The sequence below is a fragment of the Lachnoclostridium phytofermentans ISDg genome (assembly GCF_000018685.1).
Taxonomy (GTDB): domain Bacteria; phylum Bacillota; class Clostridia; order Lachnospirales; family Lachnospiraceae; genus Lachnoclostridium; species Lachnoclostridium phytofermentans.
In genome coordinates this window covers 623043-646499 of the sequence record NC_010001.1, presented here as the reverse complement: position 1 = coordinate 646499, position 23457 = coordinate 623043, and the positions used below count along the sequence as shown (strand labels likewise).

Below are 23457 nucleotides of genomic sequence, written 5' to 3'. Positions count from 1 at the left end.
ACCCCCAGTTACTTTGCTAAATCTCGATTTAACTAATTAATAAAAAAAACAGGTAGCAAGCCATCAACTCACTACCTGTAAAACTCATTTATTACTATTTACCACAACAGAATTTATACTTTTTACCACTTCCGCAAGGACATGGATCATTACGTCCGACTTTCTTTTCCTTCACAACTGTGCCAGATTTCTTCTGAGTAAGATATAACTCTTTTCTACGAGAATCATCTAATAAATTTTCCCACTGTGGAAGAGTATATAACCAGTCTGCACTAGCTTCAACCATATTGTAATAAAGCTTTTCTAAATCAAATCCTAAATTAACAACAGTATTTGCTTCCATAGTCTCAATTGGATTTGGCTCTTTTAAGCTTTCATTGATTCCGTCTAAGAAACCAACCATAATTTGTAATGTTGTATTATATTTCTTAGCAAGTTCTTCTACAGTTCCAGTTACCACTTCCTCTGGATTTGATAAAAGCTGCTCATAGATCCCCTTCTCAATTGTGAAATAATTTCCCCAGAAAATTTGTCCAGTTTTCTGATCCATATCTTCTGCGTATGCAACGTCTCTCCAGTCTGTTAATAAGCTCATTGTATTCATCCTTTCAAAAATGTGTGTGTTTTTCTTATTTTTGTGTGTATAAAAAGATATTATACGTTAATACTATAATTAGTCTAATGATATTTCTGGGAATCACGATATCTAACAGCCTATCGTGAAACTTAAAAATACGGTTAGATTAGCGTATGCTCTTTCAATAGTTGGATTCCCCCTCCAATGAAAAGCAACAATACAAAAGAAGAGTTAAATACTTATCCTCCCCTTTTTGATTAAGCCTGTGGCAACCGAGTCACAGGCTTAATATTCGTCAAAACCTAATTATAAATACTTTCTATTCGTTTGGCAAGTAGTAATTCTATTTAATTAAGAAAGAGGTATTCTTATGTCTTATATTGCACCAAAAATGCAGGCAAAATTTGAAACTCTGTCCATTGATTTAAAAAACTGCATCTTAGAACGTGAAGTTACCATTAATAACACTCAAGACTTAATTCGCATACTGGAAGAAATCGTAGAGGAGTCGGATGAAAATATTAAGTAAGCATCCTCCACACAAGAAAAAGCAGGTTTCGCGGACTTTCCCTTGTTCTAAATAAAAAATGAAATAGTCCAAGAAAAGTGTTCTATATTCTATGGATTATTTCATTTTCCTTGTTTACTCATGTGAGTTAAGTGATTGCTTTAGCATTGCTATCTCATCTTAGGTTAACCTAATTATATTAACTTAATTTAACTCTAATCTAATTATCCTCTTTGTCCGTCTTATTTGCTTCCTGAAATCCCTTTTTCTTCATCTTATTGATTTCATGCATGGTATACCCGTCATTTTTCTTTCCAAAAGTACGATTCATCAGTAAGAATACATAAATAAACACTGGAATAATAACGGTTGCATATATACTAGTTAAAAATAAACCATTCGCATATGGCTTTGCCATAATTGCTGCTACTAGGGAAAATAGATATAATCCCAATAATATGATTATACCAATCATTGATAATACTCTTTTTGCTTTACTTGTATTACCTGTGCTGTTTGTATTATCGGTGCCACTTGTATTATTTTCTTTACTTGTTTTCATACATAAATCCTTTCTTCCACTAATTCGTCTCTGGTTTCTACTATCATTTTCTTATATTATTATCTATACAAGTATTTCTTTTAGCTGACTTTAAAACGAATCCGTCTCATTTCCTTTTATTTTACGAAAATACTCCTTAATAGCCTTCTCATATCCGTTATCACTTGGACGGTAAAATGTCCGGCCAACATAAGGATCTGGTAAGTACTGCTGCTTTACGTAATGATTTTCATAGTTGTGAGCATATAAATATCCTACCCCATGGTTTAGCTTTGCAGCCCCTTTGTAATGAGCATCTTGTAAATGTGGAGGAATTGGAGGTGTTTTATCCTTTGCAACTAACTCCGATGCCTCATCGATGGCCACGATTGCTGAGTTACTCTTTGGTGCACATGCCACATAAGTAACTGCTTGTGCGAGAACAATACGTCCTTCTGGCATTCCAAGTCTCTCAACTGCCTGTGCTGCTGCTGTTGCAACCACAAGTGCATTTGGATCAGCATTGGATACATCCTCAGCGGCACAAATCATAATTCTTCGTGCTATAAATGCAACATCTTCTCCTGCATAAAGCATCTTAGCTAGATAATAGATTGCAGCATCTGGATCACTACCACGCATACTTTTAATAAAAGCAGATATCGTATCGTAGTGATTATCCCCCGACTTATCATACTTTAGTACACGTTTTTGAATACACTCCGATGCCACCTCTAATGTAATATGAATGAAGCCATCTTCACTGCGCTTTGTCGTTAAGACACCTAACTCAATGGCATTTAAAGCGGATCTTGCATCTCCATTCGCTGCATTTGCTAAAAAGTCTAATGCGTCATCCTCCATCACCGCATGATAAGCACCTAACCCCTTTTCTTTATCTGTAATTGCTCGAATTAAAAGTTCTTTGATATCATTTTGTTCCAAAGGTTTTAATTCAAACACAATAGACCTTGAGATAAGCGCGCTATTTACTTCAAAATAAGGGTTTTCCGTAGTAGCTCCGACTAACACTATCGTACCATCTTCTACAAACGGTAACAAATAATCCTGCTGCCCTTTATTAAATCGATGAATCTCATCTACAAAAAGGATAGTCTTCTTCCCATACATACCAAGTGTTTGTTTCGCTTGCTCAATAACCGCCTCCATATCTTTTTTCCCAGCGGAGGTTGCATTAATTTGTTGAAAGTTTGAACTGGTGGTGTTTGCAATCACCTTCGCAAGCGTAGTCTTTCCGGTTCCAGGCGGACCATAAAAGATAACCGAACCAAGTTTATCTGCCATGATTGCTCGATATAATAACTTATCTTCTCCAATGATATGGCTTTGTCCGACCACTTCTGTCAACTTCGTTGGTCTAAGACGAGAAGCAAGCGGTGATTCTTTCTCTTTCGTATTTTCTCTCATATATTCAAATAGATCCATAATAACCTCCAATCTGTATTTTTACCTTTTCTTTCACACTTGAAAACATGCCTGCTTAGTAGTCTGTGTGAAACTTAGAGATTCTTAGTCAGCGTATTTTGCTGGCTTAGAATTTCTTTCACACTTCCCTTGACGAGATGAAAAACCTTGCAGTATGATAAGACCATCTCAAAACGAATGAAAGGATGAATAAAAATGTTACCAACCGATCCAATAATGTTACTAAGTTATGTGAACACAAAACTAAGAGATGAGTTTCAAAGCCTTGAAGATTTTTGCCAAAGCCTTGATGTAAATGTAGTCACGCTCATAGATACTTTAGATAAGATAGACTACCACTACTCAAAAGAACGTAATCAATTTATCTAGTATTCTTACGCAAATAGGGGAATAGGTGAATACTGCATTCCATAGCTACTACTTTATTAACTGTCTCGATAGTTGTTTTTTTAGACTCCTATTTTTTATCAGATGGTAAATTAATAAGAAGAATAATGCACCCATGATGCAACCACTGGAGTCTATTAAAACATCTGTAATCCTTCCAGCTCTTCCAGGTACAAAAAGTTGATGGATTTCATCTGTTATTGCATAACCCACTGAGATAAGTATGGTTAAGAAGAAGAACTGTTTACCTCGGTGTCCTCTTACCCATATATAATAGCTTACTAAGATGGACAAGATTCCATATTCGGTAACGTGTGCAGCTTTTCTAGTCAGTACATTCGCAACTCTAAGCGAAACATCATACGAATCCTTCCCCATTTTCCCAAATAAACTCTGATATGTGTTTAATAACCCTTTAGCGATTGGAAGACTTGTCCCGTCTGATTCCGTCGCTGTTTTTGCTGAAAATAAAAAAATAAGCACCATCATAAGTAACATTGGGACAGCTGCCATAAGTCGTTGCTTTTTAGATGTATTCTCATTCATTAATAACTTCATATATTAGACTAATACTCCACTTCTTTCTTTAATTTAAATAATATAGATGATAATAACTATTTCTTTTCATAAAATTAGCAAGTTACACCCCCATTGGAAAGCGCTTTTTATGCTTCCCCGTATGAATAACTTGCGCATCAAATTCGCTATTGATATAATGATGATTATTGCGTACATTTGTTTGTACTTATTGTATCGCACAAAAGTACAAAAGTAAAGCATCCAAATGATTAATAAAAAGGTGCCATGCGCCAGAATAGAGGTTTAAAAATGCAAACTTCCTATAAAACTGTTTACGCCGGCGGAACCAGTGAAATCATAGAAAAGAAATCACGTTTCATCGCTACTGTAATCCCTATCAAGTCAGAAGAGGAAGCCCTATCCTTTATTGAGCAGATGAAGAAAAAAAACTGGGATGCATCACATAACTGTTCTGCATATGTTCTTGGTTTAAATCAAGAATTACAACGTTGCAGTGACGATGGTGAACCTAGTAAAACGGCAGGACGGCCAATGCTTGATATTTTATTAGGAGAAGGAATTCATAATACAGCAGTAGTTGTTACACGTTATTTTGGTGGTACCTTGCTTGGTACTGGCGGATTAGTGCGTGCTTATCAAAGTGCTGCAAAAGAAGGGTTAGCAAATAGCATTATTATAGAAAAACACTTTGGAAAACAATATGAAATCACTACGGACTATAATGGCATCGGTAAGCTTCAATACATTGCTGGAACAATGAATCTAACAATATTATCAACCGATTATACCGATATTGTGAAAGCTACCCTATTAATTCCTCCAGATGCTTTTGGGTCCTTTCAGAAAAAAATAACAGAAGCTACAAATGGACGGGCCGTTATGGAGGAATTAGCGGATGTTTATTATGCTTTTTTAGATCAAGAAATCTTGATTGAGAACGCATAAAATAGCCCGATAATGGCTGTAAGTGGCTGTATTACTAACTTTCATTGCAAATTTCACGGCATTATGCTAAAATGAAGGAATCGGTCAATAATAGAAATGAAGTCAATTTTATAATTTGTACCGTAACGGTAATAGAATTACCCAAGCTATTATTAGTTTTTACTTTGATAATTTGTAAGTTTTTTTAGCAGCTAGAATTAGGAGGTTCAATATGGATTTTAGTAGAAAGGGTGTCGTAAAAAAACAACGCGATATCAAGTCTACGAGTAAGCGACTTAATACGAAGATTCGTATAACGCTTTTTCGTGTTAGTATGATATGCATTGTTTGTCTTGGCATCGTTGGTGTTATAGCCGTATCCGGAGCAGTTAAGGGAGTCATTGAATCAGCCCCAGACATCGGTCAGGTTAACATCGATCCGGAAGGTTTCGCAAGCTACATTTACTATAACGATGGTACCTTAGCACAAGAGTTAATTGGTGCAGAGTCCAACCGTATCTTAGTTTCCATTGACGAAATCCCAGATGTATTAAAACATTCCTTTGTCGCTCTGGAAGATGAACGTTTTTACCAACATGATGGAATTGATGTTTATGGTATTTTTCGTGCTGGTTTCTCTGTACTAAAAACGCAAGGACTTGGCTTTGGTGGAAGTACCCTTACACAACAGTTAATAAAGATAAAAGTATTTAATTATGGTAATGAGGCAAATGCTGTTGATAAAATTGTCCGTAAGATACAAGAGCAATACCTTGCAATTAAACTGGAAGACATCTACACTAAGGATGAGATTTTAGAAGCTTATCTAAATAACATTAACCTTGGTAATGGTGCGTATGGTGTGCAAACTGCAGCTCAGAGTTATTTCGGAAAAGATGTTTCTGAATTAACGTTATCAGAAGCCTCTGTTATTGCTCCAATTGCTCTTTCTCCAGTACGTTGTAATCCAATTAACTATCCAGAAACAAATGCAAAACGTAGAGAAAGTTGCCTTGATAATATGCTACGTCTTGGATACATTTCTCAAAAAGAACATGATGATGCATTAGCTGATGATGTATACAGCCGTATCAAACAATACAATGAAGAGAAGGCACCAAGCACATATTATTCTTATTTCACAGATGCAGTGATTGATCAAGTTTTATCCGATCTTCAAACAAAGAAAGGATATACCCAGGATGACGCCTCCTATATGCTTTATAGTGGCGGTTTAAAGATCTATACCACACAGGATAAAACGATTCAGGGTATCGTAGATAAATATTTTCAAGATGAAAAAAATTTCCCAGCCGTTGGGGAAGGTTCTTATTATGAAATGAAATACGACTTGTCTGTTTATGATGACGAGGATAAAGTTACTCACTATCACTTCAATGATTTGCTTGAATATTTTAAGGACTTTAAGGATACACAGAGTCTTTACTATCATGATCCATATTCTTCAAAAGTAGGTATCAACTCCTTAGGATACAGTAAAGAAGATATGGAAGCAAAAATTGAAGAATTCCGTAATTCAAAGGTAAAAGGTGATCAGGTATATGTTGAGAATAAACAAATTACCTTACAGCCACAGACCTCAATGACTATTATGGACCAGCACAATGGTGACGTTGTAGCTTTATATGGTGGCCGTGGTAATAAAACCGGTAATCGTACAACGAACCGTGCATCTAGCTCCAAGCGTCAGGTTGGTTCTACCTTTAAGGTACTAGCATCCTTCCTTCCAGCTCTTGATTCTGGTCGTTATACATTAGCAAGTGTAATGGATGACTCAGAATACACTTATCCAAATAGTACAGATACAGTAACCAACTGGAATAAGAAGTATAAGGGCTTAAGTACGATGCGTGAAGCCATCTATAATTCTATGAATATTATTGCTTGCCGTTTTATGGAGGCAGTAACACCAAGAAAAGGTTTTGATTATTTAACAAGTCTTGGTTTTAAATTAATCGAATTAAAAGTTATGGATAATGGAAAAACATATTCTGATATCGGTGTTCCTCTTGCCTTAGGTGGTATTACTGAAGGTGTAACAAACGTAGAATTAACCGCTGGTTATGCTGCGATTGCTAATGGCGGTGTTTATAATGAGCCTATTTATTATACGAAGGTCGTAGACCAGAATGGTAAAGTTATTCTTTCGAACGAGCCAAGTTCAAAGCAGGTAATGTATACTTCTACTGCATGGTTATTAACGAATGCAATGGAAGATACTATTAAGAGAGGTACTGCAACAAGCATTGGATTCCGTAATTACTCCATGCCTATTGCTGGTAAGACCGGAACCTCAACGAAAGACTACGATTTATGGTTTGTTGGATACACTCCTTATTATACTTCTGCTATATGGACAGGATTTGACTATAATTTCCCACAAAAGGAAAAATCATACCACAAAGTAATGTGGCGAAATATTATGGAGGAAATCCATTCTACTCTTAAGTTAGAGAATAAGGCATTTGCAAAACCAGACTCCATTGTATCTGCTAGGATATGTGCAAAATCAGGTCAACTAGCAATTCCAGGAGTTTGTGATAAAGCATTAGGCGGTGACACCACAAGAGTCGAATATTTTGCTAAGGGAACCGTTCCAACACAAACCTGTACGGTTCATCAAAAAGTAAGTATCTGTAAGGTATCTGGACATTTTGCAAGCCCTTATTGTCCACTAGATTCCTTGGTGGAAAAAGTTTTCTTGATTAAAGACGAAAAGAGTCAAACAGATGATACTCCATATATCTTACCAACAGGTGATATGACAACTCCTTGTCCAATTCATAGTGAAGGGACTGTTGCTCCACCAACGGATGGCGAAGATAATGAGACACCGATTGGGCCAGAGAATCCAGACGAAGGAAATAAGATACCGGTAGGACCAACAACTACACCAACACCTCCTCCAGTTATTATTATTCCGCCAACAGATAATCAGCCTTAAGGAATATTGATTTAGACAATTTATAAAATATAAAAACTGGTTAGTTATCATACTAACTTACCTTTATAAAAGAATGAAAAGCATACGAAATAAGCTTTTCATTCTTTTTTTATGCCTAGGAAAATCTAATTAGGCATGCTTTTTCTTGTTAGAGAAAATCTAACTAAAGACTAAATTGGGCCTATAATCCTCGTAGAGTAGCAGCCAGTATTACTTTCATTGCAATTTCTATGTTGTTATGCTAAAATTGGATAATTAGTAAAATGGAAATATTTTCTATGTAGTATTTTTAAAGTCTCTCTAACATTAGGAGGTTACCTATGGATTTTAGTAGAAAAGGTGTTATAAAAAAACAACGAAATATTAAATCTACAAGTAAGCGACTTAATACGAAGATTCGTATAACGCTATTTCGCGTTAGTATGATAAGTATTGTTTGTCTAGGCATCGTTGGCGTAATAGCTATTTCTGGAGCCATGAAAGGGATCATAGGATCAGCCCCTGACATCGGTCAGGTTAATATCGATCCAGAAGGTTTTGCTAGCTATATTTACTATAGTGATGGTACCTTAGCACAAAAGTTAATTGGTGCAGAATCCAACCGTGTTTTAGTTTCCATTGATAAAATCCCCGATGTACTACAACATGCCTTCGTCGCTCTAGAAGATGAACGTTTTTACGAGCATGATGGAATTGATGTTTATGGTATTTTTCGTGCTGGTTTCTCTGTATTAAAAACGAAAGACCTCGGCTTTGGTGGAAGTACCATTACGCAACAGTTAATAAAGGCAAAAGTATTTAATTATGGTAATGAGCCAAATGCTGTTGATAAGATTGTTCGTAAGATACAGGAGCAATACCTTGCAATTAAACTTGAAGATATCTATACGAAAGATGAGATTTTAGAAGCTTATCTAAATAACATTAACCTTGGTAATGGCACGTATGGTGTGCAGACTGCAGCTCAGAGTTACTTTGGGAAAGATGTTTCTGAATTAACTTTATCAGAAGCCTCTGTTATTGCTCCAATTGCTCTTTCTCCAGTATTTCGTAATCCAATTAACTATCCAGCAATGAATGCAGAACGTAGACAGAGTTGCTTAGATAATATGTTGCGCCTTGGATACATTACTCAAAAAGATTATGATGCGGCTTTAGCTGACGATGTGTACAGCCGTATTAAACAATACAATGAGGAGAAGGCACCAAGCACGTATTATTCCTATTTCACAGATGCAGTGATTAATCAAGTTTTATCCGATCTTCAGACGAAAAAGGGATATACTCAGGATGATGCCTCATACATGCTTTTTAGTAATGGTTTAAAAATCTTTTCCACTCAGGACAAAACGATTCAAGGTATCGTAGATAAATATTTTCAAGATGAATCAAACTTTCCAGCCATTGGGGAAGGTTCTTATTATGAGATGAAATATGAATTGTCTGTTTATGATGATGAGGATAATGCTACTCACTATCACTTCAATGATATGCTTGAGTATTTTAAAGATTTTAAGGATACAGAGGGTCTTTACTTTCATGAACCTTATACCCCAAAGGTGGGCATCAACTCCTTAGGGTATAGTAAAGAAGATATGGAAGCAAAAATTGAAGAATTCCGCAATTCAAAGGTAAAAGAGAATCAGGTATATGTAGAGAAAAAGGAAATTACCTTACAGCCACAGACTTCAATGACTATTATGGACCAGCACAATGGTAATGTTGTAGCTTTATATGGTGGCCGTGGTACTAAGACCGGTAACCGTACAACAAACCGTGCATCAAGCTCCAAGCGTCAGGTTGGTTCTACCTTTAAGGTACTAGCATCCTTCCTTCCAGCTCTTGATTCTGGCCGTTATACTTTAGCAAGTGTAATGGACGACTCAGAATACACTTATCCAAATGGTAAAGATACCGTAACAAACTGGAACAAGAAGTATAAGGGATTAAGTACGATGCGTGAAGGTATCTATAACTCTATGAATATTATTGCTTGCCGTTTTATGGAGGCAGTAACACCAAGAAAAGGTTTTGATTATTTAACAAGTCTTGGATTTGATTTAGTTGAGTTAAAAGTAAAGAATGGAAAAACATATACTGATATCGGTGTTTCTCTTGCCTTAGGTGGAATTACTGATGGTGTAACAAACGTAGAATTAACCGCTGGATATGCTGCAATTGCCAATGGCGGTGTTTATAATGAGCCTATTTATTACACTAAGGTCGTAGACCAGAATGGTAAAGTTATTCTTTCAAACGAGCCAAGTTCGAAGCAGGTAATGTATACTTCTACTGCATGGTTATTAACGAATGCAATGGAAGATACTATTAAGAGAGGTACTGCAACAAGCATTGGATTCCGTAATTACTCCATGCCTATTGCTGGTAAGACCGGAACCTCAACGAAAGACTACGATTTATGGTTTGTTGGATACACTCCTTATTATACTTCTGCTATATGGACAGGATTTGACTATAATTTCCCACAAAAGGAAAAATCATACCACAAAGTAATGTGGCGAAATATTATGGAGGAAATCCATTCTACTCTTAAGTTAGAGAACAAAGCATTTGTAAAACCAGACTCCATTGTTACTGCTAGGATATGTACAAAATCAGGTCAACTAGCAGTTCCTGGACTTTGTGATAAAGCATTAAGCGGTGATTGCACAAGAACCGAATATTTTGCTAAGGGAACTGTTCCAACACAAACCTGTACAGTTCATCAAAAAGTAAGTATCTGTAAGGTATCTGGATATTTTGCAAGCCCTTATTGTCCATTAGATTCCTTGGTGGAAAAAGTTTTCTTGATTAAAGACGAAAAAGGTTCAACCGATGATAAACCATATCTCTTACCAACAGGTGATATCACAAATCCTTGTCCTATTCATAGTGAAGGGACGGTTGCTCCACCAACTGATGAAGAAGATAATGAAACACCAATTGAACCAGAGAATCCAGACGATGGAAATGAGAATCCGGTAGAACCAACAACTACACCTCCTCCAGTTATTATTATTCCGCCAACGGATAATCAGCCTTAAAACGTAATCATCAAAACATTTAAGACATAATCATCGAAACAATCAAAACAAAACGGTACAAACAGAATTTTGATATGGAATCAAAAAACGAGTGGAAACGTCTAGCGAAACGTTTTCCACTCGTTTTTATATACCTAACTTTTCCCGATATTCCGTAGGTGTACAATTATAATATTTCTTAAAACAACTGGCAAAATATCTTTGATTACTATATCCGATACTGAGAGCAATTTCACGGATTTTTTGAGAAGGATTTTTTAATAACTCTAAAGCTACTTCCATTCTACGACGAAAGAGATAATCATTAAAGCTCTCTCCTGTTTTTTGTTTAAATACTTGGCGGACGTAATTGTGACTAAAAAATAATTGTGCCGAAGCTTCTTCAATATTAAATTCCTCATTGCTTAAGTTATTCTCTATTAACATCTTAACATTGTAAACAATCTTTTCACTCTGTTTCTCGTTTATAATAGAAAATTCTTCACAACACCGAATGATATAATCTTCAAGGACACTCTTTGCTTCCATTAGACTTCCATACGTAAAATGTCTCTTTAGGTAATGAATAACTTTGTCATCCTCCCAAACACCAAGATTCCCGCCTGCTTTCGCTAAGGATTCTGAGATGCGAAATACTAGTTCTACTAGCGATACATTAACAAATTCCATATATTCAATGCCATAGGAAGCATAGGAAACAAAAATTTCTTGTAAAGCTTCTAATGCTTTTTCTCTTCGATTCATTTGAATATGAAGTAATAGACTAAGTTCTAACTCTTTTGGTTTTTGCCTTATCCCAATTTCTTCGGTATCATTTCTTTTTTTACCTTCGTCATATCGAACGATATTTACTTTAAAATCCAACACTCTCTTCCAGGCTGATAATGCTTCCTGATAGGATATTGAAATCTTTTCTATACTCTCATAAGCATTTCCTAAAACTCCATTCACTTTCGTATGATAATAACGTTCCATGCTTTCATTTATCTTCTCGATTCCCTGCTCTATATGCTTAAAAAATAGCAAATGATTTCTACAAGCTCCACAGAAAATCAAAACAATTTGATTTTCTTCAAAACTAATTGCGTAGATTTTTATCTCAGGATCAAAATACTGTTCCTTGATTATACTAAAAAAATCCGCAATAACTCTATCACCATTCAGCTCCTTCGCATGATGCCCTGTGTTAACTGAGACCTTAAATATACCTGTACAATATACTTTCGCAGTTAAATCAATCTGAACATTTTCTCCCTCTAAGATAATCTCACTCTCTTGATAAGAACCCTCAATTACTTTCTTTAAAAAACGTTCTTGGGAATATATCAAATTTTTCTCAATTTGATTTTGCATCTTTGTAATATTTTTTGTTAGTGCTATCTGATGATCTAAATTGTCTTTGATTTTATATAAAACTTCGAACAATTCCTCTGGTAAAAATGGTTTTAATAGATATTCCGTAACCCCTAGTGCCATTGCTTTCTTTGCATAGGAAAATTCATCATGCCCACTAATAACAACCGTTTTTATACTTGGATCAAAATCTTGAATAGACTTAATTAACTCCAATCCTCCCAAGACTGGCATGCAAATATCAGTAATAACGATACTTGGGTTTAATTCCTTTACTAAACGAAGCGCATCAACACCATTTTCTGCTGTCCCAATGACTTGAAACTCTTTTCCTGATTGATTAATATTTCTAGCAAGTATCTCTCTAACATCTTCTTCATCATCTGCAATAATTATCTGATACATCCTTACCTCCATTACTACACATGTTCTGTGCGCATCGGAAATTTGTGCCGTGGATTACGTAGGCACAAAATTTCCGAGATGAGAAAATTTATTTTCAATCTAACTTCTGAACCGGTATGATGATTGTTGCTCTTGTCCATTCTCCAAGTTTACTTTCTAAGGATAATCCGTAAATCTCACCATAAGTTAACTTTAACCGTTGATTTACATTGTATATTCCGTATCCATTCTTACTATCAACAATTCCTTTCGACAAACCAGCATTTAATATTTCCAGCTGATTTTTTTCAATTCCAAGTCCATCGTCTTCTACGCATAACTTAATTGCAGGTATTGTAAGCTCATCCATCTTCATTACAGCTGCTATACTAATATTCCCATGGCCTTCTTTTGTTTTTATGCCATGGTAGATTGCATTCTCCACCAGCGGTTGAAGTAAAATTTTTATGATACTACAATCCTTTATTTCATCATCTATCTCAATCGAATAATTTATCTTTGACTTGTAACGTATTTTTTGAATCTCCAAGTAGCTTTTCACATGTTCTAATTCCTCGCGTATGGTAATGATTTCTCTCCCTTTGCTAAGAGCAATACGAAAAAAACTACCGAGGGATTTTGATAAGATGCTAATTTCTTTTGCACCTTGGTCTGCTGCCTGCCATGTAATCGTATTTAGAGTGTTATATAGAAAATGTGGATTAATCTGTGCTTGAAGTGCCTTTATCTCAGCGATTCTTTTCTGCTCTTGCACGACCTTTAACGCCTCTTTTTCTTCTTTCAACGCTTCGATATGAAGATTTAATTCGGTAACTAAACCTTCTATTTCCTCAACCATATAATTAAAACTCTTTGCCAGATTTCCAACCTCATCTTTATATGGATAATGAAACTTAATATGAAATCCTTCTTTTATTGTCTTATCCATAATATTAACCAATCGACCAAGTGGTGCTGTTAATGATCTCACACAAAGAATTATGATGAACAATGCAAGTAGCGCGCTAATGGATAGTTCCAAGGATATAAATTTTCTTAAACTCGTTAGATTCCCTAATAAAGATTCTGTGGACTTAAGAGCATAGATTTCCCAGCTGTTTCCCTTCATCATAGTAGAAGTTACCAGGTAATCGTCCTCTCCGATTTTCAATGGTTGACATAATGCCATTTCATCTAAATCATCCCCCTGATGTCTGATTAAAGGTATTTCTTTGTATTTATCATCAAGATTTATGATGTTCTTTCCATTCTTGTCTACTATAAAAATCTTCTCATAAGAATTGTAGGTTTCATTTAGGTAGTCACTTATTTTGGACTGGTCTAAATTGATTAAAATAAAGATGTTCTCTCTTCCTATTGCGAATTTATACACAATTGGTATGACAATATCAGTTCCTATAAATACTGGGTTTTCCATTGCAGGAAACCAAGCTACTGTCTCATCCGGGTGCTCCTCAAAATATTGATAAACTTCTGTCTCTTCAAACTTTATACCATGTTTTTTAATACGTACAAAATTATCAAAATCCCCATATTTTGTATAGATATAGATGGAATGAATATAATCATCACTCATTTGCATTTCCGTGATTGAATCTGCTACATCTCCCATAAGCTTTGCATAATTTAAAGTATCGGGATTACGTAAAAAAACACTCATCGGATTTGCAAAGGACATATTATTACTTAAGGCATTAACACTCTTTGCGATAGAACGAAATCTGCTATACATATGTACATTAAGCTGATAAATAGTGTCTTCAGAGCTCTGATAGTAATTACTTAAGGTGTCTTTGTAAGTATATTTGTAATATAAAGTCCCTGCAATCGTACTGTGTAACAACAACAGAGTTAAAAATAATAAAATTATTTTAGTCTTAAATTTTGTATTTTTTATGAATCGTTTCATTATAACTCCCGTCTATGTGCCTAGTACCTATACAAATCAAGTTAAACCTTTAACTACTATTCTCACTTGCTTTTTACCTTTATCTTGACCTCTGAAAAAAAGATGACTTACCAAGCTATAGGTAACCCATCTTTATAAAGTCTTATCTATGGATTCAGTGGATCAAAATCATCTATTTTATATACTTCACCAATCCCTGAATTAATTCCTTCTTGATATGCCTTATTGTACCTTTTAGTCAAATCTGATAATCCTTCTTTTATGTCCATCGTTCCGTAGATTAGTTCGGCAAAGGTATTATACATATCAAGTCCATCCACGACGATTGCATTTACATTTGCTTCATGAGGAACCTTAGGCCATATTTTATCGTTCTCACCAACTAATAGCGCTGGGTTGTCTATGTAACTTTGATTTAAGGTAGCTCTTTCTAAAACTTTTGGAACTGTTGATATTCCTAGTCCCTGCGAATGATATTCCGCTAAATTATCAATATCAGCAAATACAGATACATAAGCCTTCCATGCCGCATCTAGATTTTTACTTTTGGCATTGAATAGATAACCATTATTTAAAGAGTAATTCTGTGCACCAAGGATGATACCGCCAACTACAGGTATTTCGGTGCACCTCCACTCCTGTTCCATCGGAAATTGGTTTTCATATACTCCTAATTCTGAATGGGCATAGGACATATACATACCAATCTTTCCTGCAGCAAATAATTTTCTCAGAGGATCAATATCTAAAGAGTCACTATTGGGATAAGCGCATTCCGGCGATAATAATGTTCTCCACTCCTCAAGAATAGTTTGATACCCAGAAAAATCATAAACTCCTTTTTTAAAGTCGAAACCACTTCGAATTCCCAGGCCCATTTGCGCCATTGGCATCAAAGAGCGATTCAGTGCAGAATTGGGATACTTCATATTGGCAGAAAATCCATAGATACCTTCTCCGGATAATTCTTTGGTTATTTTTTGGGCTATCTCCACCATCTCATCCAAAGTTCTTGGTGGTTCCAAAACCCCTACTCTCTCAAAAATATCTTTATTATAAAACAACCGGCATATCGTTGCTGCTGTAGGTATGTAATAACATTTCCCATCTATGACATTTAACCCTTCAATCATACTGGATGAGAACGTCTCCTTGAATTCTTTATCCATAAATGGAGTCAAGTCTGCAAATTGGTCTGACACTACATAATTATTAAATACCTGTGATGTAAAAACAAGAATATCAGGAGCGCTATTACTTTGAAATGCCAAGTCTACTGCTTGAAGGTAATTATCAGAAAATATAGAATATCTAATTTCAATATTATCTGAATTACTTGCGTTATATTCCTCTATTTTTTCCAACTGAAATTCTGCATCATGCCTATCTTTTGTCCAAACAGTAACAATTTTTTTCTTCTTCTCTTCCACCTTACTCTCTAGACTAGAAGCAGAATTTCTTTTTAAATTATCGCATCCTGTTAATCCTATCAGCATCACAACAACAAATAATATACTCAAAACACTGTTCTTAATGAACTTCATTTTGTTAACTCCCTTTTGCTAATTCCGAGCAGTTTATCAACAGTAGCTTAACCTGCAACATTTTACAATACCTTTATCTGAAAGAAATTTATCCTTAAAAAAGTATTTATTTTAACTAATTTAAATTTGATATAGGCAAATCATATCATAAATAAATGAATTTTTCAAATAAAAAGGCTCTTTTTTGGTGTTTTTTCATAATTAAATAAAGCAAGGGTACAAAAGCTATGATTAATCTATCTTAAATTTCGTAATGGATTCTTCTAAATCATTTACATTCATCTTTAATTCCTTTGCTACTTCTTGTAAATCTACTACTTTTTTCACCTGCATCTGCATAGTATCATTCACGGTCCCAGATGCTGCACAAGTTTGCTCAGATACTGCTGAAATATTTTCTATCGCTTCTAATGTAACAGTTCGCATGGTATTCATATTCTCAATATCAGTACTTATTTTCATCATGATATCTAGTAGTACATTCATTCCATCTTCCATTTCCACAAACGAATCGATGGTTTGTTTCATCAAATTTGCTTCCTCAGAAACCATCACCTTAGCTTGCTTTGTTATCGTTACTGTTTCGCTCGTCTGCTTATGGATATTAGATACAATCGATTTGATTTGCCCTGCTAACTCTTTTGAACGTAATGCAAGTTTCTTTATCTCCTCAGATACTACTCCAAATCCCTTACCAGCTTCTCCCGCACGAGCAGCTTCTATACTTGCATTTAACGATAATAAATTGGTTTGTTCCGCAATTTCATCGATTACTGACACGATGCTATCAATCGTTGTAGATTGTCTGCTAAGTTCATTAATATTATTCACCACATTTTCTGTGATACCAGATGTTTTCGTTGATTTTTCAGTTAGGAGATTCATCTTTTCAAGGCTTCGGTGAATTGACTCTCTTGTCTTAGATACTAATATTTCAGTTCCATTCACATGCTGATTTATTAATAGAATACTGTTTGATAAATCATCCACTTGTACGAGACAGTTTTGAGAATCTACCGCTTGTTCAGAGATTCCAATATCAATTTCATGGATTGCCCCAGCTATTTTATCTGTTGAGCTTGAAATGCTATTGGAGGTACTAATCACTTGATCGGAAGAAATTAAAACACGCCCACATACTTCATTCACTTTTTTAATTAAAAGCCTAACACTATCAACCATCTTCTCGGTATTATGTGCAACCTCTGAAATTTCATCTCTGCGCTTTAAATCAATACGCGTTGTTAAATCACCCTCCGCAATTTGTTGGAGCTTACGATTTAACTTAGTCACTCCTTGGCTAATTCCTTTCGATATCATTATTCCAACTACGATAGCAGCGATACAAGCAAGACTAACTATGATTAACACGATATTTTTTATCTCAAGTGCTTGCCTCATAATCAATGCCTTTGGTACCAATGCACAGAGAAAAGCATTTGTATCAGACACACGTTGTTGCATTAAGAAGTAATCTTGTCCATCATACTTCACATAGGTATCCCTTTCCTTATCTCCATCGCTTAGAATATCTACATCAACATTACCAGCAAACACAACATCAGAAATAATATCTCCGTGTTCATCCAAGGCAAGTTCTCTTCCATCTCTGGTGACAAGACCAACGATACTATTCTCCCCAAAGGATAACTGAGATAGTTGCTTATGTAAGGCTTCATAACTAACATCAATTACGACCACTGCATTTCTCTGAGAAAAGCTACGTATAGAGCGAACATAGGACATGAAGTAACTATTTCCATTGAGGCCAAGTTCCCGATCGATTTCTGGATGCGATCCGATCCAAGCATCATTTACAGCATCGTCCTGAAACATTGCCAGCTCACCTTGTCCTTCTAAGGAACTATAAAATCCTTTATTTCCATTCTTTGAGGAAGTAAAGAGGTTGTAGCTTTCTCTAGGTATAATGTGGGCATTCATAATATATTCATTACTTGTTACTACGTTTGATAATTTTCTAGTTGTCTTATCCATGAATTCAACAAATTTCGTAACGTCATATTTACCACCGTTAACATAATTATTTAAATCTTTATCATTGATATATTCTATCGCCACTGCTTCTACAGTATCTGTAATTAATCCCAAGTAATTCGATGTCATTCGTATCGTTTGACTAGTAGCTTCTTCATAATTATGAATCAATCCTTCACTTGCTTTCTGATAAGAAATTATGCCAAGCAGAAGGATAAAAAAGATAGGCACTAGATACCCCAAACAGATTTTCCAAAATATTGTAAACTTAGTTTTTTCTTTTTTAGTTCTTTCTTTTTTAGTATTTTCTACTTTAGTATTTTCTTTTCTGTTATCAGACTTACTATCTTCCGTACTTTTTCCCCAAGTATTCTCTTTACTTTCTTTCTTAACCTTTTGCATTCTTTTCTTCTTCATATGCACTCCCATCGTGCCTCCTGTGACTATTGCATTACATTTTGTTCTGCAAATATAATGCAATAGTCATTTCACTATAAACTATCTGGGAAGCAACATTTCATATTATTTATTTCTATTTATCTTTTGCTAAGTTACATGATAGCAGCTAAATCAAATCATGTTTCGATTACCAGTCCTATAGTGCGAATAATGTAAATTTTACAAGATTAGAAATTATTCTGATAATTATACATTATGACCCTGATAAATCTTAACATTGTCAATCCAATAATTTGTTAAATCCATTGATCCACTTTGAAATAATATCGTATCAACCGTATTCGTATTCTTCTTATGGTAACCTTCTGCAACTTTCACTCCATCAATATAAATCTCTGTCTTTTGAGTATCTCCTAACGTAATAACGAATTTTATTGTGTAGTAAGTATTCAATTCATAGCTCGGTGCATCCAATGTTACAAAGGATTTTCCATCTGAATTTTCATATTGATACTTACGATAAGAAATTGCAGAGCCAGAGGCTGTATCTACTGTTGCGGTTGTTTTAAATCGGAACATTTCATTCGCTTTTGTTGCAATATTTCCATCCGAAGTAGAACCAAACACAACGCAAAATGCAGAAGCTTTTTGATTCGTTCCGTCGATATAAACTTTATCACTTTCCATTTTTAAGCGAAATTCAATCGTTGCCTTATCGGTGATAGGGTTAAATATAAGTTGTGCCTTTGGTTGACTGCTCGTATCAGAATCAAACAATTTCAGTGCAGAATTGTCTATTGTATCAAGAGCTATCTCAGAGAGAGAGCTTTCCCCTGTCGTAAGCTTCCACGATGGACGAATGGAAGGGTTTGTAGTGGAACTTGCTTCTGGTAAAGAGCCATTTTCAAAATCTTCTTCGTATACTAATTGGTATCCTGGATTTTCACCAGGTGTTTCACTACTAGAATTACCAGCTGTTATCGTAACATCATCAATCCAGAACTCTGTTAAATCGGCTGTTCCTGTTTGGAATATTAATTTATCAATGATGGCGGCGTTTGTTTTATTCGCGGCACCTTCTATCATTAATGTATCGTTAATATAGATATCTGTTGTATTCGCTCTCGTAGAACCATCGTTTGGTGTAGTCACTAATTTTACAGTATACCACTCCTCCAGTTCATAGTTCTTACTCAAGTCATAAAATCCGCTAGCGCCTTCTTCCTTGCTATATACAAACCTACGATTCGTAACTTCTCCATTTGCCACATCAGCAGAGGTTTTAAATCGGAATGTTTCACTTGCTGTACTAGTTATCGTACCAGTACCAAATGCAACACATAGGGCAGATACTTTGTTCGAGTTGTATATGGTATCAGCAGACATTTTTACCTTAAACTCGATGCTAAAGGTTGAGGCCTGTGGTTCAAAAGAGACATAGGCTCTTGGCTGACCACTTGTATTGTTATCTACCAGATGAAGTGATCCGTCCTTTACTTCCGTGATTGTATCGTTAAAATTAGAGGTAGCCAGTGTCCATTTTGTTAAGTCCAGTGTTTCATCAAACGTATCTCTAAATATCACTGTTCCCTCATTTGTCTTCCTTGTAACAGAAATATCACAATCTACATACAATCGGCTGTTGTCCATACATGTAATACGCACAGTAGCGACACCTGTATTCTTAGTACTTAAGATACCTTCTGCAGAAACACTAATTACATCAAAACCGTGAATCACTTCATAGCTTACCTTTTGCTCCGTCGCATTTAGCGGAAGTAGGATTGGAAATAGCTGTTTCTCTTCTCCTTCTGCTAAATTGATGATTTTTTCAGGTAGCTCAATGGACTCTACACGTACGATAGAGCTCTCCTCCACGATAGTTAGCGTAATTTCTGAAAAGATTTCTTCGTGTCCGGTACTGTGTACACGAACGGTTGCAGTTCCTGGCTTGATTGCTGTTACCAACCCATCCTTACTTACAGATACGAGGTCTGCTCCACTTGTAATTAGATAAGTTACCGCTTCTTTGGCATCTGCCGGTGTAATGTATGTTGTAAGCTTAAAGGAGTCACCAGTTGCCATCGTAGATGGTGCAGTTCCAAGGGTAATGCTCGTTGGTGGCAGAGCATCTTCTGCTTCCCTTACTTTTTCTCCGGAGTAAATTCTCACATCATCAATACTGAAACTAACCTGATCCTTCGTACCAGTATAAAACTCTGCTTGATTAATATAGCTATTGATCTTATTGTTGTTCATCTGACTTGCGACTCGATAGCCATCTACATAGACATCAGTTTTATTCGCATTTGCTGTACCGTTATCAGGTGTTATAACGACCGTGATTTCTTTCCATTCTCCAATCTTAAACTCGGTAGCTGCATAATTCATTGTTGCATCCGAATAAGAGTGGGATAGCTGCCAACGATGATTAATTAGTGTTCCTCCTTGATAAGTTGCACCATTTCTAATACGGAACATCTCATCCGCTGCATTCATGAAACCATCCTGGCCTCCTACTGGTAAGTAGAGATAAGATGCCTGAGCTTTTGCTCCCTCTGGGTCTTTTACTAAAATTTCATCCACTCGAATCCGATAGCTAAGCGTAGTAGTTCCATATTGCTCTGGAAAATAAACCAAGGATTTTGCTGTTCCAGCCATATCCGTATCGGTTAGCTTTAATATAAAATTATCTCCCTCTTGTTCTACTTCCACCTTACCATATCCTGTCGTGCTAAGTAGCCACTCACTTGCATTAGCGATATCATAAGGCATATCTTTACCAAAGTCCTGCTCATAAAGAGCAATTACCTCTTGTTTCGAATCTAATGTTACGGTCAAGACGCACTCAGCAAAAACACTGTTATTCTCTTTGCTAGTTGCTCTAACAATTGCTTCACCCTCTGCTATTGCAGTAACAACTCCATGCTTGTTCACCGCTACCTTATTCTGTCCGCTGACTACATTCCAAGTTACTGCCTTATTCGTGGTGTCCACTGGTGTAAAAACAGGTTCTAATCCGATGGTTTCACCAACATCTAAGGTCACCTCTGTCTGTTTCATTGCAAGTCCTTCAATTGGAACCTGCTCCACATAAGAGTCATCATGAAATGTCTCGATGGAATAAACCTTAACAGTAGCAGCCTCGTTTTCATAATTTACATCACTATCCTGTATGTAGTTTCCTACTTTGAAATAACCAAGCTGCCCTCCCCATGTAGGGTCCATTTCCATGAAGTTAATGGTATAGGTCTCTTTTCTTCCTTCGCTTTGGATGGTTACATATAAAACACCCTCCACACATTTAATTTCAGTTTCAAAGCGCTGGCCTAATTCTACACCATAAAAATATCCCCTTTGCTCTGCAGCATTAGGCGCTGTTCCTGTTTTTAACATAACAACAACCGCTTTTAAATCATGTTCATACTGTACCTTAACTAGCACCGGTCCATTATCACCGTTTGGATAGATTCCATGAATCTGAGAAACTACAGTCCTTCCATTGGATGATACTTTCTCAACACTCTCACTGGTCCTTAAAATATGGGTTCCTTGAAATCCCCAGTTCACCGCTGGATTTTTTCCATCGATAATCTCTCGAAGCTCGGTTCTCGCATAATTCGTGTTTGCTGTCTTAAATCCATCCACAGGGCAGTGGAACACAATACCACCATCTGTATCAACATAGAAGTATTCATCATGAACAAAACCGTTGTTTAAGTCCTCAGGGCCTACTTCTTTTACTGATAAACCAGATTCTCCTGCTATCGGAAGTTGTAATTTCCAGGTTGAAAAATCAACAATATCAGAAGGTAGCTGTGGTATTGGTGTCGGACTTATTGTTGGTACATTAGTCGGCGGTATCGTTGTCGGCACCGGTGTCGGTATATCCGTTGGTATGCTCGTTGGTTCTGGCATAGCAGTAGTTGGATTTGGAGTACCAGTTGGAGTAATTGTAGGTACTACGGTTGGTTTCGTAGTAGGTACTGCGGTCGGCTTCGTAGTTGGTGCTACTGTTGGTTTTATTTGATTCAACTTGCTTTCCTTCTTTACGATACCTTGTTTCACTTCCACCGAATTTTCAGCCTTTACTGTTAATACTGTATCTGACGTCTGAAGTGTCATCTGCTTCTTCGTATAGTTATCGATAGTAAGCTCTTTATTCGTATCTTCCACAATAATCTTTCCAGGTACAGCGGTCTTTTCCATTACCAAATGTGCTGTAGAAGCTTTTATAATAATGGTATTCTTACTGCCATATTCATAAAAGGTTGATGTCTTAATGGCTTGAATTAATATATGATGAAATGTTCCTTCGTTCTTAACTTCCGAATTTTTCGCATCTACAATCAAAACTTTTGCGTTATAATTCTTTTTTGGAATTTCAAAAGTAATCTTTTTTTCAGTAGCAATTCGAATCACCGTAGAACTTTTCGATGCAAGGGCATTTAATAATTCCTTCTGTGTTCTTACTAAGGTTTCCTCATTGTTTACAGAAGTTGTACTCTCTACATGTTCCTCTTTTACTACGATAAGTTTTTGGCCTGTTTGTATCTTATTTTCATCTTTGATTCCATTTAATTTCGCAATAGTATCAACTGTGGTACCGTGAGTTCTCGCTATCTTTGAAAGTGTATCTCCTTTTTTTACCACATAAGTTACCGAGGCTATCGGTACCTTGGTTTCTTTTCCGGAATAAAATACATTTGAATTTTTTATATTATTTAATTTCATAATGCTGTCAATGCTTGTATTGTATCGATCAGCTATTTTCTTAATTGTATCCCCATCTTTTATCTGGTACATTATATAAGTTTTATCTTGTGCATGGACGGTATTAGGCATACCAGTAATTACGATGGCTATCAATACAATTAGTGCTGTTATCCTTCTTAACTTACTATGTCTACATCCCATAAC

General features: G+C 35.9%; 14 protein-coding genes. 5 read left to right on the top strand and 9 right to left on the bottom strand.

Annotation, left to right across the window (positions count from 1 at the left end; genetic code table 11):
• Window positions 1-94 precede the first annotated feature (94 nt).
• Window positions 95-595, bottom strand: a complete 501-nt coding sequence (locus tag CPHY_RS02770; RefSeq protein WP_012198535.1) for an SEC-C metal-binding domain-containing protein — start codon at window positions 593-595, stop codon at window positions 95-97.
• A 352-nt stretch (window positions 596-947) separates the two neighbouring features.
• Here CPHY_RS02770 and CPHY_RS21900 point away from each other — a divergent pair, with 352 nt between their 5' ends.
• Window positions 948-1106: a hypothetical protein gene (locus tag CPHY_RS21900; RefSeq protein WP_041703126.1), complete on the top strand. Its 159-nt coding sequence runs from the start codon at window positions 948-950 to the stop codon at window positions 1104-1106.
• 199 nt (window positions 1107-1305) lie between these two features.
• Here the strand turns inward: CPHY_RS21900 and CPHY_RS02760 are convergent, their stop codons facing one another.
• Together CPHY_RS02760 and CPHY_RS02755 are read right to left on the bottom strand one after the other, a co-directional pair.
• Window positions 1306-1647 (bottom strand): hypothetical protein, encoded by a 342-nt coding sequence (locus CPHY_RS02760; protein WP_012198534.1) that lies wholly within the window; start codon window positions 1645-1647, stop codon window positions 1306-1308.
• A gap of 90 nt (window positions 1648-1737) precedes the next feature.
• On the bottom strand, window positions 1738-3072 hold the full coding sequence (locus CPHY_RS02755; protein ID WP_012198533.1) for a replication-associated recombination protein A: 1335 nt from the start codon (window positions 3070-3072) through the stop codon (window positions 1738-1740).
• A gap of 195 nt (window positions 3073-3267) precedes the next feature.
• On the opposite strand from CPHY_RS02755, the gene CPHY_RS02750 reads away from it, so the two are divergent.
• The gene (locus tag CPHY_RS02750; RefSeq protein WP_012198532.1) at window positions 3268-3441 is read left to right on the top strand and encodes a DUF4250 domain-containing protein; all 174 of its coding nucleotides are present in this window, start codon (window positions 3268-3270) and stop codon (window positions 3439-3441) included.
• A gap of 48 nt (window positions 3442-3489) precedes the next feature.
• Here the strand turns inward: CPHY_RS02750 and CPHY_RS02745 are convergent, their stop codons facing one another.
• Window positions 3490-4017, bottom strand: coding sequence for a VanZ family protein (locus CPHY_RS02745; RefSeq protein ID WP_012198531.1), 528 nt, complete (start codon window positions 4015-4017; stop codon window positions 3490-3492).
• A gap of 270 nt (window positions 4018-4287) precedes the next feature.
• Here CPHY_RS02745 and CPHY_RS02740 point away from each other — a divergent pair, with 270 nt between their 5' ends.
• The 3 genes from CPHY_RS02740 (at window position 4288) to CPHY_RS02730 (ending at window position 10932) form a co-directional block, all read left to right on the top strand.
• Window positions 4288-4944 (top strand): YigZ family protein, encoded by a 657-nt coding sequence (locus CPHY_RS02740; RefSeq protein ID WP_012198530.1) that lies wholly within the window; start codon window positions 4288-4290, stop codon window positions 4942-4944.
• 211 nt (window positions 4945-5155) lie between these two features.
• The gene (locus CPHY_RS02735) at window positions 5156-7888 is read left to right on the top strand and encodes a transglycosylase domain-containing protein (RefSeq protein WP_012198529.1); all 2733 of its coding nucleotides are present in this window, start codon (window positions 5156-5158) and stop codon (window positions 7886-7888) included.
• 320 nt (window positions 7889-8208) lie between these two features.
• Window positions 8209-10932, top strand: coding sequence for a transglycosylase domain-containing protein (locus CPHY_RS02730; protein WP_012198528.1), 2724 nt, complete (start codon window positions 8209-8211; stop codon window positions 10930-10932).
• Window positions 10933-11058: 126 nt separating this feature from the next.
• Here the strand turns inward: CPHY_RS02730 and CPHY_RS02725 are convergent, their stop codons facing one another.
• The 5 genes from CPHY_RS02725 to CPHY_RS20520 all read right to left on the bottom strand — a co-directional run bounded on the left by CPHY_RS02725 (window position 11059) and on the right by CPHY_RS20520 (window position 23454).
• Window positions 11059-12690, bottom strand: coding sequence for a response regulator (locus CPHY_RS02725; RefSeq protein ID WP_012198527.1), 1632 nt, complete (start codon window positions 12688-12690; stop codon window positions 11059-11061).
• Window positions 12691-12784: 94 nt separating this feature from the next.
• Window positions 12785-14599, bottom strand: a complete 1815-nt coding sequence (locus CPHY_RS20525) for a sensor histidine kinase (protein ID WP_012198526.1) — start codon at window positions 14597-14599, stop codon at window positions 12785-12787.
• A 146-nt stretch (window positions 14600-14745) separates the two neighbouring features.
• Entirely contained in the window at window positions 14746-16143 is a 1398-nt protein-coding gene (locus CPHY_RS02715) for an ABC transporter substrate-binding protein (protein WP_012198525.1), read from the bottom strand.
• Window positions 16144-16374: 231 nt separating this feature from the next.
• Window positions 16375-18567 (bottom strand): methyl-accepting chemotaxis protein, encoded by a 2193-nt coding sequence (locus CPHY_RS02710; protein ID WP_041703123.1) that lies wholly within the window; start codon window positions 18565-18567, stop codon window positions 16375-16377.
• Between the two features lie 216 nt (window positions 18568-18783).
• A complete protein-coding gene (locus tag CPHY_RS20520) occupies window positions 18784-23454 on the bottom strand; it encodes a polysaccharide lyase family 7 protein (RefSeq protein WP_012198523.1) in 4671 nt (1556 codons plus the stop codon).
• Window positions 23455-23457: the final 3 nt, after the last annotated feature.

Excerpts from the sequence above, each read along its gene's own strand:
- CPHY_RS02710 (WP_041703123.1), bottom strand. The coding sequence starts at position 18,567 with ATGGGAGTGCATATGAAGAAGAAAAGAATGCAAAAGGTTAAGAAAGAA.
- CPHY_RS02725 (WP_012198527.1), bottom strand. The coding sequence starts at position 12,690 with ATGTATCAGATAATTATTGCAGATGATGAAGAAGATGTTAGAGAGATA.
- CPHY_RS02745 (WP_012198531.1), bottom strand. The coding sequence starts at position 4,017 with ATGAAGTTATTAATGAATGAGAATACATCTAAAAAGCAACGACTTATG.
- CPHY_RS20520 (WP_012198523.1), bottom strand. The coding sequence starts at position 23,454 with ATGGGATGTAGACATAGTAAGTTAAGAAGGATAACAGCACTAATTGTA.
- CPHY_RS02750 (WP_012198532.1), top strand. The coding sequence starts at position 3,268 with ATGTTACCAACCGATCCAATAATGTTACTAAGTTATGTGAACACAAAA.
- CPHY_RS21900 (WP_041703126.1), top strand. The coding sequence starts at position 948 with ATGTCTTATATTGCACCAAAAATGCAGGCAAAATTTGAAACTCTGTCC.
- CPHY_RS02730 (WP_012198528.1), top strand. The coding sequence starts at position 8,209 with ATGGATTTTAGTAGAAAAGGTGTTATAAAAAAACAACGAAATATTAAA.
- CPHY_RS02735 (WP_012198529.1), top strand. The coding sequence starts at position 5,156 with ATGGATTTTAGTAGAAAGGGTGTCGTAAAAAAACAACGCGATATCAAG.
- CPHY_RS02770 (WP_012198535.1), bottom strand. The coding sequence starts at position 595 with ATGAGCTTATTAACAGACTGGAGAGACGTTGCATACGCAGAAGATATG.
- CPHY_RS02715 (WP_012198525.1), bottom strand. The coding sequence starts at position 16,143 with ATGAAGTTCATTAAGAACAGTGTTTTGAGTATATTATTTGTTGTTGTG.
- CPHY_RS02760 (WP_012198534.1), bottom strand. The coding sequence starts at position 1,647 with ATGAAAACAAGTAAAGAAAATAATACAAGTGGCACCGATAATACAAAC.
- CPHY_RS02755 (WP_012198533.1), bottom strand. The coding sequence starts at position 3,072 with ATGGATCTATTTGAATATATGAGAGAAAATACGAAAGAGAAAGAATCA.
- CPHY_RS20525 (WP_012198526.1), bottom strand. The coding sequence starts at position 14,599 with ATGAAACGATTCATAAAAAATACAAAATTTAAGACTAAAATAATTTTA.
- CPHY_RS02740 (WP_012198530.1), top strand. The coding sequence starts at position 4,288 with ATGCAAACTTCCTATAAAACTGTTTACGCCGGCGGAACCAGTGAAATC.